General features: G+C 56.4%; 24 protein-coding genes. All 24 read right to left on the reverse strand.

The features are described 5' to 3' along the window. Positions 1–15: 15 nt before the first annotated feature. The 24 genes from W02_RS06595 to W02_RS06710 all read right to left on the reverse strand — a co-directional run bounded on the left by W02_RS06595 (position 16) and on the right by W02_RS06710 (position 24689). Complete coding sequence (locus tag W02_RS06595) at positions 16–1137, reverse strand: DegT/DnrJ/EryC1/StrS aminotransferase family protein (RefSeq protein WP_173045961.1); 1122 nt, start codon at positions 1135–1137, stop codon at positions 16–18. A 1-nt stretch (position 1138) separates the two neighbouring features. Next, positions 1139–2173, reverse strand: a complete 1035-nt coding sequence (locus W02_RS06600; RefSeq protein WP_173045963.1) for a dTDP-glucose 4,6-dehydratase — start codon at positions 2171–2173, stop codon at positions 1139–1141. Continuing rightward, positions 2170–2886, reverse strand: a complete 717-nt coding sequence (locus W02_RS06605) for a WbqC family protein (protein ID WP_173045965.1) — start codon at positions 2884–2886, stop codon at positions 2170–2172. Before W02_RS06605 ends, W02_RS06600 begins: the two co-directional genes overlap by 4 nt. Before the next feature lie 50 nt (positions 2887–2936). Further along, positions 2937–4793: an asparagine synthase (glutamine-hydrolyzing) gene (gene asnB, locus W02_RS06610; protein ID WP_173045967.1), complete on the reverse strand. Its 1857-nt coding sequence runs from the start codon at positions 4791–4793 to the stop codon at positions 2937–2939. A 1-nt stretch (position 4794) separates the two neighbouring features. Further along, on the reverse strand, positions 4795–6288 hold the full coding sequence (locus W02_RS06615) for a hypothetical protein (RefSeq protein WP_173045969.1): 1494 nt from the start codon (positions 6286–6288) through the stop codon (positions 4795–4797). Positions 6289–6375: 87 nt separating this feature from the next. Then, complete coding sequence (locus tag W02_RS06620) at positions 6376–6780, reverse strand: thiol-disulfide oxidoreductase DCC family protein (RefSeq protein WP_173045971.1); 405 nt, start codon at positions 6778–6780, stop codon at positions 6376–6378. Then, positions 6773–7363, reverse strand: a complete 591-nt coding sequence (locus W02_RS06625; RefSeq protein WP_255458569.1) for a GNAT family N-acetyltransferase — start codon at positions 7361–7363, stop codon at positions 6773–6775. Before W02_RS06625 ends, W02_RS06620 begins: the two co-directional genes overlap by 8 nt. Next, entirely contained in the window at positions 7329–8438 is a 1110-nt protein-coding gene (locus tag W02_RS06630; protein WP_173045975.1) for a radical SAM/SPASM domain-containing protein, read from the reverse strand. Before W02_RS06630 ends, W02_RS06625 begins: the two co-directional genes overlap by 35 nt. A gap of 125 nt (positions 8439–8563) precedes the next feature. Next, positions 8564–9946, reverse strand: coding sequence for an ABC transporter ATP-binding protein (locus tag W02_RS06635; RefSeq protein ID WP_173045983.1), 1383 nt, complete (start codon positions 9944–9946; stop codon positions 8564–8566). A 34-nt stretch (positions 9947–9980) separates the two neighbouring features. Beyond that, complete coding sequence (locus tag W02_RS06640) at positions 9981–10832, reverse strand: ABC transporter permease (RefSeq protein ID WP_173045985.1); 852 nt, start codon at positions 10830–10832, stop codon at positions 9981–9983. Position 10833: 1 nt separating this feature from the next. Beyond that, positions 10834–11838 (reverse strand): bifunctional 2-polyprenyl-6-hydroxyphenol methylase/3-demethylubiquinol 3-O-methyltransferase UbiG, encoded by a 1005-nt coding sequence (locus W02_RS06645; RefSeq protein ID WP_173045987.1) that lies wholly within the window; start codon positions 11836–11838, stop codon positions 10834–10836. Continuing rightward, positions 11835–13625 carry a carbamoyltransferase gene (locus W02_RS06650; RefSeq protein ID WP_173045989.1) on the reverse strand — a complete coding sequence of 597 codons (1791 nt, stop codon included), beginning with the start codon at positions 13623–13625 and terminating at the stop codon, positions 11835–11837. Before W02_RS06650 ends, W02_RS06645 begins: the two co-directional genes overlap by 4 nt. 12 nt (positions 13626–13637) lie before the next feature. Then, the gene (locus W02_RS06655) at positions 13638–13790 is read right to left on the reverse strand and encodes a DUF5989 family protein (RefSeq protein ID WP_173045991.1); all 153 of its coding nucleotides are present in this window, start codon (positions 13788–13790) and stop codon (positions 13638–13640) included. 21 nt (positions 13791–13811) lie between these two features. After that, positions 13812–14201, reverse strand: coding sequence for an SxtJ family membrane protein (locus W02_RS06660; protein WP_173045993.1), 390 nt, complete (start codon positions 14199–14201; stop codon positions 13812–13814). 25 nt (positions 14202–14226) lie between these two features. Then, positions 14227–15714, reverse strand: coding sequence for an SGNH/GDSL hydrolase family protein (locus W02_RS06665; protein ID WP_173045995.1), 1488 nt, complete (start codon positions 15712–15714; stop codon positions 14227–14229). A 102-nt stretch (positions 15715–15816) separates the two neighbouring features. Then, entirely contained in the window at positions 15817–16971 is a 1155-nt protein-coding gene (locus tag W02_RS06670) for a DegT/DnrJ/EryC1/StrS aminotransferase family protein (RefSeq protein ID WP_173045997.1), read from the reverse strand. Between the two features lie 49 nt (positions 16972–17020). Next, positions 17021–17530, reverse strand: a complete 510-nt coding sequence (locus W02_RS06675; RefSeq protein WP_173045999.1) for a UpxY family transcription antiterminator — start codon at positions 17528–17530, stop codon at positions 17021–17023. Between the two features lie 49 nt (positions 17531–17579). After that, a complete protein-coding gene (locus W02_RS06680) occupies positions 17580–18197 on the reverse strand; it encodes a winged helix-turn-helix transcriptional regulator (protein ID WP_173046001.1) in 618 nt (205 codons plus the stop codon). Positions 18198–18526: 329 nt separating this feature from the next. Continuing rightward, positions 18527–19579 carry a bifunctional 2-polyprenyl-6-hydroxyphenol methylase/3-demethylubiquinol 3-O-methyltransferase UbiG gene (locus W02_RS06685; protein WP_173046003.1) on the reverse strand — a complete coding sequence of 351 codons (1053 nt, stop codon included), beginning with the start codon at positions 19577–19579 and terminating at the stop codon, positions 18527–18529. Between the two features lie 43 nt (positions 19580–19622). Further along, positions 19623–20609 carry a putative lipopolysaccharide heptosyltransferase III gene (gene rfaQ / locus W02_RS06690; protein WP_173046005.1) on the reverse strand — a complete coding sequence of 329 codons (987 nt, stop codon included), beginning with the start codon at positions 20607–20609 and terminating at the stop codon, positions 19623–19625. Positions 20610–20647: 38 nt separating this feature from the next. Continuing rightward, positions 20648–21751 (reverse strand): glycosyltransferase family 1 protein, encoded by a 1104-nt coding sequence (locus tag W02_RS06695; protein ID WP_173046007.1) that lies wholly within the window; start codon positions 21749–21751, stop codon positions 20648–20650. Between the two features lie 13 nt (positions 21752–21764). Then, a complete protein-coding gene (locus W02_RS06700) occupies positions 21765–22889 on the reverse strand; it encodes a glycosyltransferase family 4 protein (RefSeq protein WP_173046009.1) in 1125 nt (374 codons plus the stop codon). Beyond that, positions 22889–23665 (reverse strand): glycosyltransferase family 2 protein, encoded by a 777-nt coding sequence (locus W02_RS06705; protein ID WP_173046011.1) that lies wholly within the window; start codon positions 23663–23665, stop codon positions 22889–22891. Before W02_RS06705 ends, W02_RS06700 begins: the two co-directional genes overlap by 1 nt. A gap of 13 nt (positions 23666–23678) precedes the next feature. Next, positions 23679–24689 carry a glycosyltransferase family 2 protein gene (locus W02_RS06710; RefSeq protein WP_173046013.1) on the reverse strand — a complete coding sequence of 337 codons (1011 nt, stop codon included), beginning with the start codon at positions 24687–24689 and terminating at the stop codon, positions 23679–23681. Position 24690: the final 1 nt, after the last annotated feature.

The following is a 24690-nucleotide window of genomic DNA, read 5'->3' on the forward strand; positions in this document are numbered from 1 at the left end:
TGAAGCCGACCAGATTCAGAGTGCGGAGCGCAGGGCACTGACCACCCAATCCACATGCTCGTCCGGCATTGTCGGATAGAACGGCAAAGACAGGGTTTGGTCGCCAATGCGCTCCGCGATCGGGAAATCACCGGCACGATGGCTGAACGTCTGTTGAAAATATGTAAGGAGGTGGATTGCTCTGTAGTTTACCACGACACCAACTCCGGATCGTTGGAGACTGGCAATGATGCGGTCCCGACGCCCGCGGTCGATCCAAATGGGGAAAAGATGCCGTGCATGACGGGATCCGGGAATATTTTGAGGCCAGGAGATATCCTTGAGCCCGCTGAGTCGCTCTTCATAGAGTCGGGCTAGCCGATGACGACTCTCTAGCTTCGCGTCGAGGCGATTCAGTTGCGGCAGGAGCAGGGCGGCATGAAGATTATCCATATTGTACTTCCACCCCAACGCCGTCATATCCCAATGCTGATAGCCTTCCTTATGGCGATCTGCGGCCGTCTTTGTCATCCCATGGAGACGCAGCAACTTCATCGAGGCGTACAATGATTCGTTGTTCGTCACCAATGCGCCTCCCTCGCCGCACGTGAGGTTTTTCGTCGCATAGAACGAGAAGCATGCCGTGTCGGCCAACTCACCGGGACGAACGCCGTCGCGTACTCCCTCAATACAATGCGCCGCATCTTCGATGACGAAGAGCCCATGACGGTCTGCGATACGGCGGATGGCCCTCATGTCGCACATCTGACCGTAGAGATGAACGGGAATGATCGCTTTGGTACGCTCAGTAATGGCGGCTTCGATCAGCGAGGCGTCGAGATTGCCTGTCTCCGGCTCGACATCGACAAAGATCGGCCTGGCCCCCGCCTCTAAGATCGCCGTTGACGTTGCGATAAAGGTCATCGGTGTCGTGATGACTTGGTCTCCCGCACCGACACCGAGTCCAAGGAGGGAAAGATGCAACGCACCGGTGCAGCTACTCACCGCGAGGGCGTGACGGCTCCCCAGATAATCGGCAAAGCGTCGTTCGAACGTGACGGCGACCTCCCCGGTTGTCAGGATCGGACCGGCCAGAACCTGTCGTACAGCTTCCAGTTCGGGCTCTCCGAGATCATGCTGATAAAAAGGAACGTCCATTTCAGTGTAACTCCCGCTTCCCAGCAGCTGTCACGATCGGGATGTGTCTCATCCACATCTGCGGTCTCCACCAAGTCTCGTTGTCGCGATACCATCGCACCGTTCGATCCAGGCCCTCCTCGAATGAGATCTTGGGAGCCCATCCCAACAGTTTGCTCGCCCGGGTGTTGTCGCACGTATGGCGGAAGACCTGCCCAGGGCGGTCTCCAATGTACTGGACGGGACTTTTATCCGGCCTCATGAGCCGTCGCACGGTATTGGCGATGGTAATGAGATCGGTATGACAGCCCGTACCGATATTGATGACTTCGCCGACGACTTTTTCGCGGCTGGCGTGCAGAATTAAATCCAACGCTTCGCAATGATCCTGGACGTGTAGAAAATCTCGGGCCGCCGTCCCATCGCCATGCACGGTCAGGGGCTCACCGAGCAGGCAACTGGTGATGAACCGGGGAACGACTTTCTCCAGATGCTGGTACGGGCCGTAATTGTTAAATGGTCTGACGATAATGGCCGGGATCTTATACGTCTCCCAATAGGAATATACCAACCGGTCCGCCCCGCATTTCGCAGATGCATACGGGCTCATTGGCAGCAGCGGATGATCTTCGCTCATCCTTTCCGCCATGGCAGTCCCATAGACTTCCGAGGTGGAAATGTGGACAAACCGCTCGATCCGGTCACGATATTTCAAGACCGCATTGGCAACCGTTTGCGTACCGAGCACATCGGTCTCGAAAAACAGCAGATTGTCATAAATGGATCGCGTCACGTGGGACTCGGCGGCGAAATGTACGACGGCATCGGACTGAGACATGATGGTATCGACCAACTCGCCGTTTCTGACATTGCCGTACCAAAACACCAGGCGCTCGTCGGACCCGCTGTTGATATCGACCGGCAGATTTTTGATGTTGCCCGCATACGTCAAGGCATCGAGCACAATCAATCGATACTCGGGGTACTTGTCATAGAGATAGCGTACGAAATTGCTGCCGATAAAGCCCGCTCCGCCGGTGATCAAAATCGTTTTCATGCGCCCTCCTGTGCACATGTGCGCGCTAAAATGTCGTAACTGGCCGGCCCGCAATTCAACACCAGATCCAGCGCGGACAAACACGGCACGAACGGCCCGTGCTGTTGAACGTACTCGGGATGTTGAAAGCTCTGCCATTCCACGTCGATGTGACTCCGCGCAAACAGATCAAGGTCAAGGTACTCTTTCGCCGAGTCTCCGCTGAGATAGCGAGTGGCCCCAAAATGCCTGCAGAGTCGTTCCAGACGCTCGCTCTGTCCTCCCTCGATGCCCAACGACGATGATCGGACAAGGGGGCGTTCAAGCCCAAGCCAACGGCTCATCAGGGCGATCACTGCCACGTCCAGCTCAATAAGTCGCGCCCAGGGTTGCAGGAGCAGCGCCTCTAACATGGGAAGATATTGCTGTACGAAGGGAGCCCGGGCATAGAACTGACGAATGGTGCCTAGGTGCTTCTTGGCCCACGGCGCCTGGTTGTCGATCTCGATCTCATTGATGCGCGGCCATCCCAAGCCTTTGTGTCTCACGGGGACGGTCAGCCAATGAGGACCCTGCGGCGACTTGATTCGATTTCGGTTGCGCCAGCCATGCTTGTCGTACTGAACGTCGTCGTAAAGGACGAATACGTCGCTCCGCCGCATCTGATCAAAAAATCCCAGCCATGGAAGGTATCCAGGTTGGAGGACGCACAGTGTCACACCGTCACCCTTCATGATGACCTTGAGAACCTGGCACGGCAGAAGGCGCAAGCCATCGCAGCGGCCTATGCCATGTACAAGTCATACCATTCCTGAAAAACGAGGAGGGAATAAACTCGGTTGACGGCCTGATGGTCGGACGGTTGTCGGTACAAATCGTCGACCAGGTTCTGAACCTGTTGAGTCTGGAACAGTCCGTGCTTACCAAGACGCTGCGGAGCCAGAGTATCTCGAACATACGTCTCCAAATCCCGAAGGAGCCATTGCGTAATTGGCATGAGAAATCCTTCTTTTTTTCGGTGCACCATCTCGCTCGGGAAATATCTGAGAGCGAGTTTCTTGAGCAGATATTTGGTTTCTCCGTTCCTGATCTTCCATTCTCCTGGCAGGCCTGCGACGAATGACACAAGTTCCGTGTCGAGGAAGGCCGACCGCACTTCCAGTGAGTGCGCCATCGAAAGCCGATCCACGAACGCCAGCACCTGATCCGGAAAGATCGTGTGAAATTCAGCTTCCAACATCCTGTTCAAGGGATCCTTCGCCGATAGAGATGAGAAGTACCGGTTGAGGAGCGCACGGGTACTGGTTTCTCCCGTGCGCAGCATGGTCTCGGGCGAGTACAACGCGCGTTTCTCTTCGTCGCTGAGCACAAGCAATTTATATCGCCACGCCCAGTCGTCAGGTTCGGCGAGTTTCTCCAGAAACGACAGTTGCGTTTCAAACGGCTTCAACAGCGCCGCATCCCCTGTCTTTTTATACCCTTGATAATTCGCCAATGGACCGGCGAGGCGGTGAGACAGGTAGCTCCCGAACAATTCATCCGCGCCGTCGCCTGACAGCGCCACCTTCACGTGCCGGCTGATCAGTTGGGAAAGAAAATATGTCGAAACGACGCCGGCGTATGGCTCGTCGAAACAGGTGATGATGCGGCGAAGGTTATCCGGGAAGTTGGTAACCTCGATCGTTTCTTCATAATGGTCGGTCTCGTATCGCTCCGCTACCCAGCGCGCCCATCGACGATCTTCTTCTTTGCCCTCCGTGGTCGATTGCTGCGCGTACGTCAGGGTGAACGTCTTGATCCGGGTACCGGACAGCTCGGCCGCCAGGACGGTCGACAAGCTCGAGTCGATGCCCCCGCTCAGAAAAAAACCGATCGGCACATCGGACAGCAATCGCCTCCGCACGCCATCTCTGAGCAGCTCCAGCACGTGGTCCGTCATGTCCTCTTCGGACATGATGACCCCGTTGTCAGCACCGGAAAAGTCGAGATCCCAATAACGACGGAGGACGGGATCATTTCCGGGCCGATACGTCAGCGTGCACGCGGGAGGAAGAATGTAGATACCTTCGAAGATCGAAAGTGGGGCTGGAACATGTTTGAAGCTCAAAAAATGATGCAACGCATCGAAGCAGACTTTTCGTTCAAAGCCAGGCATGCACAATAACGCCTTGATTTCAGATGCAAAGTACAAAGCCCCCCGGTGCCGGCAGTAATATAAGGGCTTCTTTCCCATTCGGTCGCGTGCCAGCAGCCCGACGTGGTGCTCGTCATCCCAGACCGCCACAGCAAACATGCCGTCAATCTTCGTGGAGAGTTGATCTCCATACTCCTCATACAGATGGGGGAGCACTTCAGTGTCGCAATGCGTGTGTAACTGATGCCCCCGTTCGGATAACCCGGCTCTCAATTCGAGAAAATTATAGATCTCTCCATTCTGAGCGGCCCATATGGTTCCGCGTTCGTTGGAAACAGGTTGACGACCTCCCTGTACATCGAGAATGCTGAGTCGCCTGGCCGCGAGCGCAAAGGTTTTCTTCTCCACGATATGCTCGTCATCAGGCCCTCGATGAAGAAGGGTCCGAATCATCTCCCCCAGGATTTTATTGGGACCCGGTCCGAATCGACCCGCAATGCCACACATGCTATCGGCCTCCCGAAGGCGCATATGTTCCCGGGCGCAGACCTTCGTGGACCGGCGAGACGGCATGGGCCGCACGCGGAGAAATGACGGCGTTCAACAATTCCTCTGTCACCGTTGCAGTGTCGAGATTCACGGCATAGAGTGCGACAGGGACAAAAGCAAACCGATCTGGTTCCTTCACAACGCTGACATATTCAAATAAGAGAATTCCGTGCGGTGGCTGTGCAAACGTCTTCGCATAGCGGAGTAACCGCTCTTCAAAGACGGCGTTATTGCTTGGATAGTATTTAAGCGAGGTAAAGATGCAGGCGAGCGTGATGGACTCAACCACGTGATCGAATCTGAATCTTCCCTGCCACCCATAGTTGGAAATGAGTTGCCGGCCGTCCGGATGGTCCTCGGATGGCCGATACACGCGAATAAAGAAATTGACGAGATCCACGGAGAATACTCTCCAGACAATGAGCCCGAAGAAATTCGTATAGGCCTCGAGGACCCGCTGAATAGGCATTGGAAGGGATCGCCGGAGATAGAAATTATATGACAGGCCGGCATGGGCCAGCGGGATGAGGATCAGATAGGCACCCAGGAACACGCGCAAGCCGACATTGAAGATATCCGAGCCGGGAAATGATTGAAGAGGAGGCGTGGGAACCGCTCCAATGACGGAGACAAGAATCTGGTCTACCAGGCTTCCGGGATGAACAAAGATGAGTCCGCTGCATAAAATCACAACCTCACACAGAAGCCCAAGACGAATTTGGCTTCCCACGAACATAAACATGCCCACGATGATCATGCCCCCGATGAAACGCGTCGGCGGGATGAGCATCAGAAACCCGGCAATGATTTGCGAGGACCATGCGAGGTGGTTCAGCGTCCGGAACAAGACATGCGACGGAGGCATACCGACGTAATACCGCCACCAGTATCCCCAGGCGGGATTGGCCATACCGAGCTCCATCCCTTGGTTCTGAGGGTACCCGGCCGAGTATTTGTAAAATCCGGAAGACAAATAGATAAATGCAAAATCCACCTGGAGAACTTGGAGTGCCAGCGGATGCAGCTCAGGAGCGTACCGCGCACAATACTCTAGTAAGACGACGCAAATTCCAGCCCAATAGAGCACATGCCCGGGCGCCCCCATGCCACGTGCCAGTCCCTTCCAGCGCATGGCAATGAAGTAGTACCGGCAAATAAGCAGGTTGACCACGGCCGGCCATGGACTCCACAACCCCGACGCGATGCAGAGTCCGCAACCGGCCCATAGGGTGAGCACCAATGGTGCGACGACCGGATTGTGCACGCGCTCAACCCCTACGTTGGGCTGCGCGTATCCTCCCCAGCGCTCGCTCAGAAAAAAGCGTCGCCAATGAGGGACGGCGAGAGCAATCGTGCCGCACAGCAACAACCCGTAGGCGATCCGGATAAACGCCTGCGCCTGCGCGCTCAACTCTGGATGGAGAAACGGCTGTGGTGCTAGCAGTAGTTCCACACGACACTCACTCGATCACGGGCGGACTCAGGTAGGACTGGAAGAATAGGTCGATGCAGATTGTAACTCACCTGAGAGTGAAGCGACTTATCGGGAGGAGTCTTTCCCCTGAAGCGTAGGCAGAGCGCAGGCATCGGATTGGCAGCCGAATTTCAGACGGTTTTTTGCAACCCACGCATACACCCGAGCTCCAACGTAGGCGGCTCCGGGGAAATAGAACAGCGGGATCAACAGCCATGTCAGCGGCGTGCTCCAAATCATCCTGCGAAACGCGTAAAATCCGCGATACACCAGCCGGCGTCCGGTCACGACGAACATGGCATTATCAAAATCCGCATCCCGCAATTCTGGAAATGTCACGGTGATGTGCTCGGTCTGATGCGCGTCGTGATATCGAAACGCTCCGAAGAAGTCGACGGCGCGGAATAATCTCAAACTGCGGATACAGAAGAGACATTGTCCGTCATAGATCACATGGACGACTTCAAGCATGAGAAATCCTGCTCAACATATGGACGCTGACAAATCGCCCGCGAATGCAGCGATCGTCTCTCAGCAGACCGTCGACCGCGAAACCCGCCTTTTCGAACGCCCGTCGGGCACGCCGGTTCGTGACGTGCACATAGGAGTATACCTTATGCAACTTCATGATGTTGAATGCGTACCGGCACAGCAGCTTGATTGCCGCCGTCCCGATGCCCTGCTCGACACAGTCCTTCTCGCCGATGACGATTCTCAATTCTGCCTTGCGGTTCGACGCGTCAATGGCCCACAGCCAGACATTACCGACATGACGGAGGCTCTTTCCGCTTTCGATGGCGAAGTACCGGCAATCTTGCCGATGCGCCAGCTCAGAAAACCATTGTTGATGTTCTCTCACGCTTATGGTTTTCGTCCTGCCCAGCAATCGCGCCAATCGAGGCTCATTGAACCATGCACGGCTTCGATTGAGATGCTTTCGCCCGAACGCAGACAGGCTAATGTGCCGCTTGTCGGTAAACCGCCCAGAAACGTCTTGAAGAATTGGGACTGAAGTGGACTCAGACCTTCGGCTGGTAGACTTCAACTTCCACACCCAAGTCCCTTTTCATAATTTCTTTCAGGTGCTCCCCTGATTTCTTCAACACCTTTTGCCACCCGTGCTCCCAATCACGGATGCCGGCAAACCACGCGGAACACCCACGGCAAGGCCAGCACTCGGCCCCCCGCCCATCAAGGTGCATCTGCCTGTACCAGTTGAACTGTTCACCCTGCCAAATCTCTTTGATCGATGTGTCATTCACATTAGGAAACAGCGAGGCGGTGTTGAATGAAATATCTTGGCCGCACAATGCCACCCTCCCCAGTGTATCGACGTTCAGGCGTTCAAACGGCCAGACACAGGGCTCCGCCTTCGTCGTCGGAAGATTGGCATAGAGGTGCGGATCGACCGATTTCTTGAGATCGATGGTGGTATTACCGTCCCAAGAGAGAAACTTCCTAGTAATCACTTCGTCCACCCCGACTTCCTTGAGCCAAAAATCCACCGCCGCCTCCAATTTTCCCTCCAAGACCTGTTGACGAATAATCGAGACTACAATGCGGTTGGTCGTGACATACTGCTTTCGCAGAGCAAGTGCGGCTTTGACGTTGCTGACATGTTTCGCCCACCACTGCTCTGAATTTCCGGGCTTTCCACTCCGAGGCGGTCGCAACACGGCATAGGTTTCATGGTCGGACGCATCCATGGAGAACTCGATCAGATCGATGCCGGCCCTGATGATGCGCTCCAGATTACTCCGCAATTTTTCCGTCGGCCCGAACATACTGCCGTTCGTATTGAGCCACACGCGGGCGCCTTTGGACTTCGCATACTCAATCATCTCGACCATTTTGGGGTGCAGCATCGGCTCCCCTCCGCCGGTACAGCGCATCCATGCTCCATATGGACCGCTCTCGTCTGCAATCTTCTTCCACAGCTCCACCGGCATGAGATCTCCATCGTGTTCTTTATAGAACCGTCGGATCTCAGAGTTGGAATCCGTATAGGGGCAATTCGGACAGCCCATGTTACAGGGATAAATAATGGAAAGAATAACCATCAGAGGGAATTCTTCGGCGCCCTGTTTCAACCCATATTTCTTGTTATTAGTCTGTACTTGTTCAGTCATAACCTTCCGATTCCTTTTCCGGTCATCCTCCGAAATCTCACTATCCTAACACCCTACACGTCCCGGTCCAAACCCGCGTGCACAGGATCTCCCTTCGGCCAGGCCTATCGACTCAGCTGAGCTTCTCAATTGCGGAATTCCCGGACATTCAATGAACTCTCCAGCGCCACAAACCCATCGATCATGCCCTCTTTTCTCGGGGTGACTGTAAACGTGAGACAGGTGGGCACGACGTCAAGAAACACCCAATCCGCCCGGCACACACCTGGAGGCTGAGCCAACCCTGTCTCAACCATATAACTCCCATGCATTAATGGAAGCTTCAACTGCCAATCGAAGACATAGATGTGGCCGGCAGTATAGAGTTGCTTGGTGTCAGCATGCAGAGGCGTGCCTCCAAACACCACTCCCACCCCCTGTAACGTCCGAATCTTGTAGCCCACGTTCACATGGTCCAACGTGTTGTTGAAGCGAACGACCAAACGCAGAGTGACGACATCGCCAAAATCGAAGACATCGGATGGCAGACCGTCTTTCAACATGGTAACGTTGAGCACTTCAGCCATTCCGTTTCCGCTTCGGTGCTTTGTAGCTCGTTCGCGGAAGCGCGCCACATCCCCGAGCCATTCTGTCGGCAGGGAGAGCCCATGCCTCTGTTTCGGTGTAGGCTCGAACCCAATCTCTCCGTCCGGCTCATCATGACTGGACCGAACATCCTCGGGAATCGCTTCTGGTGCACGCCGATTATAATCCTCAATGTCGAGACGCTGGTAATGATCCGTCACTTGCTTGACCGGACCGTCATCGAGGACTTTGCCTTCACTCAAAAGAATCGCCCGGTCGCACAGCTGTCGGACCACCCCGACATCGTGACTGACGAACAGGATTGTGACGCCCTGGCTCATGAGATGGCGAAGCCGGGTCATACACTTGGCCTGGAAAAACATATCACCAACGGACAATGCCTCATCTACAATCAATACTTTCGGATCGACTCCCGTCTGAACAGCGAACGCCAGTCGCATCATCATGCCCGAGCTATAGGTTTTCATGGGCTGATCGATGAAGTCGCCGATATCGGCAAACCTGACAATGTCGTGAAAACGAGCTGCGACTTCCTCGTTCGATAGCCCGAGAATCTGGGCATTCAGAAACACGTTCTCACGCCCGGTAAATTCGGGGTTGAATCCGCTTCCCAATTCAAGCAATGCCGTGATCCGCCCGGTAGTGCGAACCTGACCGCCCGTCGGTTCCAGCGTGCCGGCGATGATCTGCAGGAGCGTGCTCTTGCCGGCCCCGTTGCGCCCGATGATCGCGACGACTTCTCCGGGGTCCACCCGCATGTTGACGTCATACAGCGCCCAATGTTCCCGGTAGAGTCTTCGCGACTGACCGCGCGCCCTCAAATGAAATGGGAGCCGGTCAAACAGGGCCTGCCGTAACCGGTCGCGCGGGTTGTCGAAAATCCTATAGCACTTGCTGATGGATTCCAGGGAGATTGAACTCATCGGGTCTTCATCGCGGAGAGCCGGACGAGGCGGGTCATACGACATCAGCAAACGCCGGCCGGAAACGCTGGAAGAGCCACATACCTGCCAGAGCGACGATCGTCGCCGCACCGGCATAGGCAACCCAATGCAGCCAGTTCGGCGGAGTCCCAAGTATCAGGACCTGCCGTAACGCCTCAATTGGATACGTCAGCGGATTCAAGTAGATGAGCGGGCGTGCCATAGACGGTACGGATGAGACCGGGTAGAAAATCGGGCTCAAAAAGAGCAAGACTGACATCGCAACCCCTATCACCTGGTTGATGTCGCGCAGAAACACGCCGACGGCGGCAAGCAGCCAGGCAACACCCGCGGTGAAGATCAAGAGCGGAGTCAGCACGACCGGTATCAGCAATGCGGTGGCTGCAAGATGGTGTTTCTGCACGATCAGAAATAGGCAGAGGAGACCGATGCTGATCAGCGCATGAACGGTCGAAGTTGCCAGGTGAGAGAGGGGCAACAATTCCAGCGGGAATACGATCTTCTTGACATAATTGGGATTGGCAAGGACCGCACCTGGCGCCCGGGAGATGGTATCCGAAAACACACCGTATACGACAAGGCCACAATACAGCATCTGAACGAAATCAACGATGTTCCCCTGTCCGCGCCACCGCACATTGAAGATTCCGCCGAATACAAATGCATAAACAGCAAGCATCAACAGAGGATGTATCACCACCCACGAGAGACCAAGTGCAGTGCCGCGGTATTTACCTTGGATGTCCCTGGCGACGAGCGTTCGAAACAATCCCCGATTGTTCCAGACAGACCGAAAAAAGGAAGGAAGGTCGGATCGCCGTATGTTCAGCGGGTGACGATGTTCAACTGATACGGCGTGCCGCATACTAGGACTTTCTTCGCCCGACGAGGTCGAACAATGCCCCTTCCCGTGCGATGGTTCCCAGCCATGCGAGTTGCGTCAGGAGCCGTTGGGCTTTATTCCCCGGCTCGGTCTTCTCGAACAATGTACGGGATTCTTCACTTGCCGTGCCGAGAATGGGAGGGCTGGCATTTAGGAATTCGACATCGTTCTCCTTAAACCATTGCAGAACGTCGTCGATTGAATGCCATGTTTCATGAGGATTGTAGTACTGGTCCTTGATCCAGATATCCGCTTTCCGGGCATCATGAATGCGCGAACGCACAACGAAATCGATCCTGGGTCCGAAGAGGCCGATCAGCTTGGCGCGGATCCACGTCGGGACTCTTGCCCAATAATTGTACAATCCCACCATGACGATGCCGCCCGGCCTGACCTTCTTCACGATGTGCGCGAACGCCCGGCGGGCATCAAAGGTGTGATGCAACACCCCGTGTGAAATCACCACATCGAACGATGCATCCTTGATCGCCAAGGCGAAAATGTTCATCTGAGCGAAGGCGCTTCGCGAGAGTTGGTTGCGGCGCTTGTGTTCCAGCGCCAGGCCGAGACTGCTCAAGGACAGGTCGATGCCGAGGGTATGATTATTGTTCAACTGCAGAAAGTGAGTCAGCTGACCGGTTCCACACCCGCATTCCAGAATCAACTTGTTGTAGCCGATGGTCTGCAGCAAGCCGCGTGTAAAGGTATTCTCGTAGCCCTTGTTGACCAGTTCCCCGAATTCTTCCAGCCCTTCGTAGCTGGGAAACGGATGTTCCTCATAAAACCCCCGAACCTTGCTGGTGATCTGGCGGTTTTCCGATTCGGCCGGCCTGTACAACGACGGCACGCCATCGACGAGTGGAAACACTTCATTCGTGCTTCTGCACCGTAGTCCCTCATCGCACACTTCCAACCCGGTCTCATCGCCACATCCTGGAGACTTGAGACAGGGCAGGATCTTTTCGCTAAAGAGGGCGGCCGTGCTCACTGCTCGCTCTTCATCAAGACATAGTTGCCGACTACCAGCATATCCATTTCTGTTCCCATGAAACACCTGTAGGCGTCTTCGGGTGAACAGACGATCGGTTCGTCCCTGATATTAAAACTAGTATTGATCAAAACCCCGCAACCGGTACGCGCTCGAAACGCCCCCAAGAGTCTGGCAAACCTGGCATTGGTCCGCGCGTCAACGGTCTGTACACGAGCCGAGAGATCGACGTGCGTCACAGCCGGGATATCGCTTCGCGAGACTTTCAATTTTTCGATGCCGGCGAGCGCCTGCTCCTCCTGTGTCAATTCCCGGCACCGCCCCTTCTGGACGCCGGCCACGAGTAGCATATACGGGCTATCATCATTCAAGTCGAAATACTGATTCACGTCTTCCCGAAGCACCGCCGGCGCAAATGGGCGGAAGCTTTCCCTGTACTTGATCTTCATATTGAGGATCCGTTGCATGTTCGGCGAACGGGGATCGCCCAAGATGGATCGATTCCCTAAGGCACGTGGTCCAAACTCCATGCGTCCCTGAAACCAGCCGACCACCCGTTCTTGCACCAATGCACTGACGACGGTCTCGTACAACTCATCGTCCATCAACCGGCGGTAGACGGCGCCATATCCTTCGAGACATCGCGTGATCCGTTCTTCGTCAAACTCTGGCCCGAGATAGCTCCCGCCCATCGCGTCCCGGGACGGATCCGGCGTTCGGGGAACATTCCCCTGTTTGTAGGTGATGGCCAAGGCGACGCCGATTGCGCTGCCCGCGTCCCCTGAGGCAGGTTGAATCCAGAGCTTATCGAACAGCCCTGCCTGATGGATCTTCCCGTTCGCCACGCAGTTGAGAGCCACGCCTCCGGCCAAACACAGATTACGCTCTCCCGTTTCCCTCCGTATGGTTCGACAGATCTTTAACACCGTCTCTTCGGTGACGACTTGGATCGAACGCGCCAGATCCATATCCCGCTGTGTCAGAGGAGCGCGGGAGGATCGCGCGGGAGCTCCAAACAAGTCGGCAAATCTCGGATTGGTCATTTTCAGCCCGGTGCAATAATCGAAATACTGCATGTCCAGCCGAAATGAGCCGTCCGGTTTGACATCGATCAGATGGTCGTAGATCTGCCGAACGAATTTCGGCTCACCATACGGAGCGAGTCCCATCACTTTGTATTCACCTTCGTTCACCTTGAATCCCAGGTAATAGGTGAACGCGGCATACAGCAACCCCAATGAATGAGGGAAGCGAATCTCTTTGAGCAAATCGAGTTCAGCCCCTGCCCCGCGACCGATCGTGGTGGTCGCCCATTCACCGACTCCATCCATGACCAGGACGGCGGCTCGGTCGAATGGAGATGGATAGAATGCGCTGGCTGCATGGGAATGATGGTGGAATCCAAAAAGGATTTGGTCTTCACGGCACGAACCAAATCCCAGGCCATTGAGTTCCTTGTGAATCAGGTTTTTTTGCAGAAGCTTTTCCTTGACCCACACAGGCAACGCGCGGGCGAACGAACGGAAGCCGGAAGGGGCGAACGAGAAATAGGTTTCCAGAAGACGATCGAATGTCAGGACGGGTTTGTCGTAGAAGCCCACGTATGCGACTTCGTCGAGTGTGACTCCCGCCTCACGCAGACAGTATGCAATGGCATGGCTCGGGAATATGGCATCGTGCTTCACACGGGTGAACCGCTCCTCCTGAGCAGCCGCCAGGATCTGCCCGTCACGGACGATGGCCGCTGCACTATCGTGATAAAAGGCAGAAATGCCCAGGACGATCATGTGATGAAAGGATCAAAACAACGCATAGATGAATGGAGCGACCGCGCTGGTTTGCACAACGACGATCAGACCACCTATGGCCAGTAAAAGAATAATGGCCGGAATCATCCAAAACTTTTGGTAGACCTTTGCATACTTTATCAGTTGACCGAATAGTGAAAGCATTGGCCACTCCGGGCAGGGGGGTTAAAACTGATCGGACAGATTGTCTTTTTCAAGTTGACGACCGACCGATGTCCAATAACTATCGCAGCCGACCTCAATGCGTCGATGCAGCGGATCACGCCCTACGATCCGCATGAGGAATGCAACGGGTGTGACAAACCCATAATAGACGGCTCCCAAAACAACCGTATTATTCACATGGGCAATCTTGGGAGCAATCCAGGAGAACAGACGGTTGAGCGGCATGAGCAACCCGGGCGCAGCAGCCGAAAGCATCGCCAGAAAAGCCGCGATGGACAGGGGCCATGTGAGTGCGCGATCAAACGCCCACCATCCGACAAGAGAGAGGATCGCGATCACCCCTGCGAGGGTATATCCGAAGGCGCGATCAGTTTGTCTCGGATGTTTCATGGAGTTCATGGTCGTGCCGGTTGGATCACGGACGTCGTTCGGCACTCGGCTCCCGCGGCAGTCCTGCCCGGATGCTTTCGATATGGGGTCCGATCGTCTTCCACACTTCGCGAGCAAAAAACCTATTGATCGCAGGGCCAGGATGGGCGTCATCGGGTAATGCCCACAGCTTTTTTTCAGGCACATTCCGGAACTCTGCCAGATAGGACTGGTGCAAATTCGTCGTCTTGAACCCCGCATTCGCAAACACGTCACTCAATATGTCGTACTTGCGGATTTGACTCGAAGCCTCCGGCGCGACTGGACTGATGAGAACGAACGCATACCCCGGTATCCCTCGTGAGGCGAGCGTATCGCCGAGCCTCTGGACTGCCCGTACCCACGGGCCTCTGTATCGTTTGGCTGGGTCGTAGATGTCCTCCTCCCATTGGACATACGTATACTTAAGTCCGTACATATCACCGATGCGGTTGATGTAGTAGTCGAGGAAGCGCCAGAACATCAGTTCAAAAGGCAACCGTTTGAAGACGACCCAGTCCGCTTGCTGCCCGCTGGGTTCGGTCATCGGAGGGCCGGGATCATTGGTGACGACTCCCACGACCACAAGGTCAGGATGAAACGCCAGTCCCTCACGCCGAAGCGCGGCGAGTTGATCGGCAGTACTCCAACCGTTTTTCGCGAGGCTAATGACCTCGACCCGCGAACCGGCCATGTCCGAGATCAGTCTGGGATAGGTCTCGTCGTCAGCAATTCCCCACCCGAAGGTCATCGAGTCACCCAGGATTAGGACTCGGATACGCCCGTCAGTATTTTCCACATGATGATCGACGTCACGATATCCCTTGGAATTCACCGTGGGAGTGATGCGAGGGGGAAACTGGCCGAGCGTCCCCACCACGTGGAGTTTGGCGAATTCGGTCCGCAAGAACAACTCGAACGGAATAATGACGATCGCAAGACCGATGGCCATAAATAACACTGGTGCTCCTGCGCGATGTACGAACGTTCCCGGTCCAAAGATCGAAAGCGCCAGTAATAGCAGCGTTGCGCCAAGTCCGTACCAGGGAACCGAGACCGGATAATGAACGCGATAGACTCGTCCATTGAGAACAGGATTCGAATTGTCGGACGAGGAGAAGAGTAACTGGCTTCCCCAGTGGGAATATAGGCCTTCACCGTGCTGACGAATATTGTCATGAAAACTGTGCGCGGGACCGAGCAACACGTCGTTCTCCGAGAAGGTCAATATCGACATATCCGGACGGTCCGCACGATCTGATGCAGTCCAGACGCTCAACGAAGGCAGATTGTATGCGTACATGAATCCATCGGAATGACCCATCAGTGCATTGCTCAGAGTATAGTTGCGGACCCACGGCTTGACCCACGATAGTCCAGCCATCACATTCACGAGGATCAGCACGATGATGAGAGATACACGAACTTTCTGGTGCCATCCCATGGCCACGGAAGTTCTGGCAAGCACCGGGTCCGACAAACCTTCCATATCCATTGTCACCGGCGATCGTCGAAGCGATTCTCCCGGCACAAAGACAGCATTGTGCGGAGGCGAAGGGCCACGATGCTCTCAGCACTGAACCTGGCGCTTCTGCTGTTAAATCCCACGATCTCGATCTTTGTAAAAATCGCATATGGCGTTGACCACTTCCTGCTGTTGCAGCTGCGTCAACTCCGGATAGATTGGAATGGCAATTGTTTCACTCGCAGCCCGTTCTGACTCGGGAAAATCTCCCGCCTTGTATCCGAGGTACTGAAAGCATTCCTGAAGGTGGAAGGGAACCGGGTAGTAGATCTCGGCGCCGATGCTCTTCCCCTTGAGATGGACGATGAGGCGGTCGCGCTCGCCGGCCCGCAACACAAACTGATTGTAGATGTGATAATGCCTATGCCCGGAGGCTCGATACACCGCCTCAGGGAGGCGGACGTGCCCCTTCTTCACCAAATCACTCTGCTGAAACAGGGTCTCATATCGTTGGGCATTGTCCTGTCTCCGGCGCGTCCAGCCGTCGAGGTGCTTCAATTTGACGTTCAGGACGGCCGCTTGGATGCTGTCCAAGCGGAAATTCCCACCGATGATCTTATGGTAGTACTTGGGTTGGCTGCCGTGGACGCGAAGAATCCTGAGTCGCTCCGCCAGCTGCGGATCATTCGTCGTGACCATACCGGCGTCTCCCAGCGCGCCGAGATTCTTGCTGGGAAAAAATGAAAAACAGCCGACCGTTCCCAAGCTGCCCGCCCGCCGCCCGTCGCGGTATTCGGACCCGATAGCCTGAGCCGCGTCCTCGATGACCGCCAACCCCCTGCGTGTCGCGATATCCATCAACGGATCCATGTCCGCGCACTGACCGTACAGGTGAACTGGAATCAGCGCCTTAGTCCTCGACGTTACCGCCTGTTCGACGCGCCCAGGATCGATATTGTATGAGCGGGGGTCGATATCCACGAAAACTGGCTTCGCTCCTACTCTGGCCACTGCCCCGGCAGTGGCAAAAAACGAATATGGGCTGGTGATGACCTCATCGCCCGGCCCGATGTTCAACGCCATCAATGCGATCAACAGCGCATCGGTTCCAGACGATACACCAATGGCGGCGCCGGTTCCGCAATAGGAGGCAATCCGTTCTTCAAGCGTACCGACGTCAGGTCCCAAAATGAAGGCCTGGGATTGAACCACCTGTTCGATCGCAGCGACCAGTTCTTTATGCAACGGCCGGTGGTGCGCGGCGAGATCGAGTAAAGGCACAGCCATAGGTTGTCCGTCCTTTCGTCACTCAGTTATCGCGAAGGATGATGATCATCTATCCGACGGGTACGACATCCTTGATATCGATCTCAACCGCGGCGGCCTGCTGGATCAGACGCACACCCAGCACGAGGCGATGCCGCTTTTCCTTGCGCAGCAGAATACCCCGGACACCCTGAAGCGGGCCGCGGATGACTTCGACCGACATGCCCTCGTGCAGATAAGGATGCGGATCATAGGGAAGCACGCTGGTCATGAGCCGTTGAAGCGCGATGATTTCCTCTTCCGGGATCGGCTCCGGTCGATTGCCGGCGCCCACGATGTCCACGACTCCCACGGTTTTTAGAACCGGCAGCTTCTGCTGGGACGCAAACTTCACGAAGCAGTACCCGGAAAACAGCGGTGCATCGATTTCCTTTTTCCGGTCCTTCCACTGGCTGAGACGCTTCACCGTTGGAAGGAGGGGCTCGATGCCCTGATTGCTCAGCTGATCGCGGACGAGCTTTTCATGGCGGGATCTCGTCCGCAGTGCATACCACCGGCTCGATGTCTGGGTTCTGGACACAGCTCCGCCCTTTCACTTACAGTCACGAATCCGCTCCCCCGTGAGCGAGTCAGTGTTGTTCGACGCTCTGGGGGATTCCGTTGGGACTCAATCCCAACCTCAACACGCGCTCGATTGGAACACCGCGCCGGGCTAATTGTTCTTCGTGTTCATCGGCTTGCGCAAGGTCCGTCAACAAGATCTTGTCGAACTCCCATGAACCGATGTCCTCAGGTGAGGACACGGGGTATGACAAGAATGTATCCCGGCGCCGGTCGTCGAGAAATCCCACGCACTGCCCTTCCATTTCCTTCAGCGAGAGATAGGCAAGCTCCGCCAATTCTCCTGTGCCATAGATCACAAACCGTTGGCCGCGAAGGCCCCCCGTCGAGGCCAGCATCTCCTTCAGCCTTGTTCGCATGTCGCGATAGTAGGACAGCGAATAATCCATGTACTGGTAGGTGAGCCGGGTCTTCTCCGCCACTCCTTGAGGAGTCAAGAGGTAACGGATGCGGTTGCGAGGAATCGTCGTGATCTTGATGTAGCCTTTCCGGGCAAGGCGCTTGAGGTAGAGGTTCGTAAGTCCGAGAGCGACTCCGAGCCGAATAGACAGAGATCGCTGCGTTAAGTCGGAATTCCGCTCGACTTCAGACAGAACGAGAAGGTCTCTTTGTCCTTGAACATCCATAACTTCTGACGTTCATAATTTGAACGCAGTTGGCTATGCCAAGTCAAGAGCTATTTCTACGGCGTAGGCTTTTGGAATGGATGGCGAGTTGGATTATGGAGCAGAACATAGATCCGTTGACGGTACGTCACGCGATCACCGCCATGGTACGGCCAGAGATCCACCGGAAGAATCTCCCGCCAGATCAATTTCTGGACACGTGGGGATAAGAAAGACGAGTGGCCGAGCTTAGTTTGAAGCACAACGCCCTGATATCATACGCAGTAATCAAACAGTACAACGCGGACGGTTCCAATCGAACTGGAACAGGAGAAGGCCGCTGCTCAGCGTCATCCATCGGGTGACCGCTTGCTTCGTGTGTTACTCGAGAGACTTTTCTCTGCATACACCGTGAGTTCTGTGCCAAATCCCATATGGCCGGCCATGAGACAGAACGGTTTCGCAAGCACGCGTTCGACAACCCTCCGCCACATAATAGCTTTATGAAATCTCTCGTTCCAAAGCCGCTCGAGACTCGCCATAAAAAAAGTGGAGCTGACTCCGGTCCGGATCTTTTCGACTCGAAACCCCGCATGAGCCAATGCATCGCTTAATGTCCGCCTGTTGAAATGATAAAAATGTCTGGGCGGGTCCCAATGAAACCACCAGCGCCCGAACAGCCGTGCTTCGAAGCTTTGCTCATTGGGTACGACCACGATCAGCAGGCCACCATCGGCTAAAAGTCGATGAACGCGACCCAGCGCATCAACCGGACTCGGCAAATGCTCCAGCGAATGACTCATGAGGACAAGATCAAACGATCCCGCAGAAAATGGGGCAGTTTCGAGCGTGCCGGTATGAATCGGGCCGGTCACCAAGGCCCGGGCATGCTCCGCCGCGACCGGACTGATCTCGATGCCGGCCACCCGCCACCCTTGCTCTTCCAGCGTGCGAAGATTGCCGCCGGCGCCGCAGCCGACATCCAAGACTCTTCCCTCACCGCGCCAGGGAAACGGGCGGCGGCCTTTGATCTCTCTCCATGCTTTCTCCGGCCACAGCAGCAATTTCCGAATGGCCCGCCACGCACCATGAGCCCTTGAAGGATATCCGTAATAGCCCTCAAGCACCCACTGTTTGATACGGGAAGATAAGCGCTTGCTCTGCCGTGTACGAGTTGATCCTCCTTTGTCCGTTACGGGCGGATAGTACACCGTAGGATAATAGGTACCGATCGCCGCTTGAGTCGGACGAGGGTTGAGATACGCCAACCCGCACTTCCGGCATCGGACGATCGTAAAGACTTCGTCGGTCACGCGAAGCAGCAGATCCGGCAGCCGAAGGATTACATCGGATTCACTCGAGCGGCAGAGATCGCAGCACATGGTTTCCAGATGAGCCGTCATCTTTTCCCAAATCTTTTCGGCGTCAGACCTGCATGCCTCATGTTCATCTGCCCAACAATCGGCCGACCGCCTCCATCACTTCCTCGACCGAAATGAGTTGCATGCAGTTCTGATCACCCCGGCGGCAGGTAGGATGAAAACACACTCGGCAATCGATCCCTTTATAAATCACTTCAACCGGCCCTCCCCGCGGACCCCACTCTCGAGGATTTGAGGGACCGAACAACGCGACCACCGGAGTCCCGACAGCCGACGCCATGTGCATGGCGCCGGAATCATTGCCAACAAACAGCGATGCCCGTTTGAGCACAGCCGCAAACAATCTCAGACTTGCCCGGCCCGCCAGAACGAGCGGAGCGCGCTTTGCCGTGCGTGCAACCTGGCCCGCGAGTTCGACCTCTTGTGGGCTCCCGCCCACGAGAACCTGGCATTGGTATTGGCGAGTCACCCGGTCGGCCAGCTCCGCAAAGCGTTCGGCCGGCCAGGCCTTGAACCAATACCGTGCCCCCGGTTGAATGACGACCAGGCGTGCGCCCTGAGCTCCTAATCGGCGTAAAAGTTCGTCTGCTTCCGATTCTTCTTCCTGTTTCAACCAGAGCCGTGGAGCACGGTTGCTTGGAGCAACATGCAGCGGCTCCAGCGCCGCCAAATCCCGATCAATCCGGTGAATCGATGGATTGCTGGAAACCACGTCGGTATAACACCACCCTCGCCAACGGGCTTCGTCGTTAAACCCGATCCGAACCGCTGCGCCGGAAATCCACGCAAGAAATGCCGATCGGTCCGCATCGGTCAGGTCGATGGCCGCATCGAACCTTCTGCCACGGAGGCCGGATATCAATTTCCATTGCGCGCCGATCGTTCCTTTTTCCAGCGGAAGCACCTCATGTACGTGCGGATTTCCGGCGAGGACCTCTTGCGTACCTCGATTGACGACCACAGTGATCTGCGCCTGGGGGTATGCCTCCTTGATGGCGTGAATCGCCGGCGTCGCGAGAAGCACGTCGCCGATATACCGCAATTTGATCACCAATATTCGTCGTGGCGTCATGTCTTTGAATAGCGGACTCAACGGCAGAGTGCCGCGTAGAGGTCCAGCGTCTGTCGTGCAGCCGTTTGCCAGGTGAACTTCTGCACGCGCGCCAGACCGTTCGCTCGCAACGACGCCCGCAAAGACTCATCGTTGAGCGCCGTGACCATGGCCTCTCCCATCGCACGCGGGTTGGCCGGATCCACCAGGATCGCGGCATCTCCGGCCACTTCCCTTAACGCGGTCGAGTTGGAAGTGACGACCGGGACTTCGCAGGCCATGGCTTCCAGAACCGGCATGCCGAATCCTTCGTACAGTGATGGAAAGACGAACAGATCGGCATGGCTGTACAGAAGTCTGAGATCGTCTTGCGACAGCCGGCCTGGACAGAGCACCTGATCGCGTAATCCGCAGGCAGCCGCCGTCTCTTCATACGAACCGAAGGGGTGCGTGCGGGAGCCGGCGAGGAGCAGCGTCCTTCCAGACAGTTCCTGGCGAACCATTGCCGCCGCTTCGAGAAACGTGCGGTGGTTCTTCCGGGGATCGGCGCCTCCGACAAAAAGGATATACCCCCGTGGCGGGAGTTGAATTCGCTGCCTCAAGCCACTCATCGCCGAGTCGTCGTGAAGCGCGACGAAATCGTCCGCCACGGCATTTGGAATGACCGCAATCTGCCCGGCCGGCAACCCGTACAACTCCATCAACTCGCGCGCGGAAAACTCCGACACCGTAATCACGCGCCGGGCCCGATGAGCGGTCCGCCTGGTTTTAAAGGAAGACAGTCGCTGCCCGAACGGCTTGGTCGAATAGCGGGGAAACCGTTCGAGCCAGAGGTCGTGGATCGTGACGACCCCTCCGAATCTCCCCCTCGTGTGCATCTTGAAATTCGTGCCATGATAAAGATCCAGGCCGTCGACAGTCCCTCGTCTCCCCATGGCCCATTTTGAGACTTCCACCCAGCGAAGCGACTCTCTTCCCGGCCATGATCGCACTTCGCCGGGGGCCTGCGTCCCGGGTCGCGCGTAGGCGATGAATTCGACATCCCGGTTCTGCGCCAGCATTTCGCGCAGGAGATAGTAGGTATGCCATCCCACCCCCCCGCGGTCGCCGACTATTGGACCCGCATCGATTCCGATTTTCATCCCGGCACTTCCTTCATCCTTGAAGCAGACGCCGGTACAACGTTTCCGTGGCCGCGACAGTTGCGGCCAGATCAAACCGCTCGCGCACGCGTTCGGCTCCCTGCGCACCCATGGCGTTTCGACGTTCTGGATTCTGGAGCACCTGCAAGACGGCATCTCGCAGTTGTGCCGGATCTCCAGGCTGCACCAACAGGCCGGTTCGCCCCTCTTCGACGACCTCCGGAATGCCTCCCGTGCGCGTTGCGATCACGGCTTTTCCCGCGGCCATGGCCTCGACAATCGCAATGCCAAAGCCTTCCATGAGCGCGGGGTGAACATACAGATCAAATGCCTCCAGGAAAGGTCGCACGGGATCCTGGAATCCGACGATGTGAACGCGGCCGGCGATGTGAAGCCCGGCCGCCTGTGCGTAGAGTTCACGCGCATAGTCGGTCCGGTCGTCTCCCACCATGACGTAGCGTGCGGATGGTATGACCTCGAGGATTGCAGGAAGAGCCCGGAGCATGACGTCCTGCCCCTTGCGTGGAAAGAGATTGGCGACGGTGCCCAGTAGCACGTCACTTTCCGGGCATTGAAGCCGTTTGCACAGGGCGGGGCGATAATCCGCGCGCGGTGCGGAGGACGTCAGCTCGAGCCCGCTGTACAGCGTCTGCACCCGTTCCGTCGCAACGCCTCCCGACTTGACCGCCTCCTCCACCTGGTGCGAGATGGCGATCACACGGTCAACGCGTTCGAGGGCATACCGGCGGATTTTTTCCGGCTCGATCTCCTGGCGCACATGCGCCACGATGGGAATCCGACCCGACCTCGCGCGCTCTCTCGCGGCAACGGCGTGAGGGGCCCACCACATGTCGTTGATGTGAACCAGCGCGGGCCGCAGACGTTCGAATAGCCCGCGCAGCCGGGCGATGCTCGACGATCGGACGAACGGTGAATACCATTTTCTCCAAGGCGTGAGAACCAGCGGCTGAACGGAAATTCCGGCTCGCGTCGCTTCGGCATCCAGCGGACTACCGGGCGGACAAGCCAAGTGCGGCTCCCATTCCGTCCGATCGAGTCTGCCGGCGACCGCCAGCAAATCGCGCTCTGCCCCGCCGATATCCCCAATGCCATGGACATACAGAATGCGCCGGCCCACTAGGTGTGATCCCGCGACACGGAGCGGGATCGGAGCGCATCCCACAGCTTGGCGTATTTCACAAATGTATACATGCTCGCAAACACACAAACGAGCAACCCGCGGATTCCATCACGGAATCCCTGTTTGAGGACGTATTGTTTGAAGAACACCACCCAGGGTCTGAACAGAAGATCCCGGCCGCGGACGCGCCGGGCGGTCTTCCCCTTTTCCTGAGCCGCCAGTGTCGTATAGAGGCCGAACTTCTTGAAGTGATCCTGAATAGTGCGCTCGGTGTGATGTTCGAATGCATGTTCCAGTTTGCCGACTGGTCCTTCAACTATAAGATTTTCATGGACGGGCACGTCGTTGTACAAGGCCGCTCCCTTCCGGAAGAGTCGAAGCTGATAGTCTGGATAGACACCGGCATGGCGCACCCATGCACCGTAGAAGAAATTTTTCCTCGGGATCTCGAAGGCCACCGGTTCGCCGGCACGCCAGCCATCGATGCGGCGGCGGATCTCATCTTGGAGCGGAGGAGACACCCGCTCGTCCGCATCGACGATGAGAATCCACTCTGAGGATGCTGTGGAAATACCGAAGTTCTTTTGAGCTCCAAACCCCGGCCATGGCCGCACGATGACCTGAGCACCCGCTGCACGGGCCAGTTCGGGCGTTCGATCCCGGCTTTCCGCGTCAATGACAATCCGTTCGGTTGTCCAGCGCACCGAGGCCAGGCAGTCTGAAATGTTCGACTCCTCATTCTTCGTGATCGTGAGTGCGCTGATGGTCGCCATGAACAGTTTCGTTTTACTGCGCCGGAGAAGCGGCGCGGCCCGGTCGTCCCAAGGTTTGGAACTTCTGCCGATACACATCGACGATTCGAGACGCGGGCACCCATAACCGTCTCGCCGCCGTCATGCGGTCGAGTTCCTGAATGAGTTTCCGTACCGGCTTGGCGACCCGCTCACCAATAGAGCGCATGAACGATGGCCGGCCGGACAGTTCGTCGGGCTTGCACCAGAGCTTTGCCTGCTCCTCCCTGTCCCATTTCCGATCGATCGTCCATCGTTCGTGGGCGCAGGCGAACGGTTCCCGTTTGCTCTTGACCGTTGCGCGGATGAAGTGATGCACAAAGACGCCGCCGACGACCATGCACCGGCGGACATCGCCGTGGGTCAGTTCACGTTTCCGAAGGGTGTAATAGAGATCCCAATCGGCCGCCTGGATCCGCTCATCCAATCGACCGATCTTTTCGTACGTGTCGCGTCGAATGACGACACAAGAGCCCACGATGCCGTCGAAACACATGCCCGTAAACGATTGCCGCACCTCGTTGCAGAACTCTTCCCAGTCTCCGTACATCGCGCGAACCATGGTGTGCAGCGTCTCCTTGCTTTTTCCGGTCGACAGCCGGCCCTGGCCGATCGCTGCCCACCGACCTTGCATCCAGTCGGTCAACGCTCTGGTCGGCATCATCTCAAGCCCGAGGGGAGAGGCCGCGTCCAATCGTTCTCGTTCCATGGCGCCGAGTAGAAGCTGATCCCACCCCGGAGCCACGTACAAATCGTTATTGATGTGGCAGAGATATTTTCCGCGGGCGGCGACGGACCCAAGATTCATCGATTCCGGATAGCAGAGGTTCTTATCGTTGCGAATGACCTTGCACCCGCTCGATTCAAAAAATTCCGCGGATCCGTCAGTCGAATGGTTGTCGATGACGATCACTTCGTAGGGACCGCTGGTATAGCGCGTGATCCCGTCGAGGAACAGGCGGTTGTGGCCCAGTTGGTTATGGATCGCGACGATGATGCTCAGCATG

Source organism: Nitrospira sp. KM1 (assembly GCF_011405515.1).
In the GTDB taxonomy this organism is placed as follows: domain Bacteria; phylum Nitrospirota; class Nitrospiria; order Nitrospirales; family Nitrospiraceae; genus Nitrospira_C.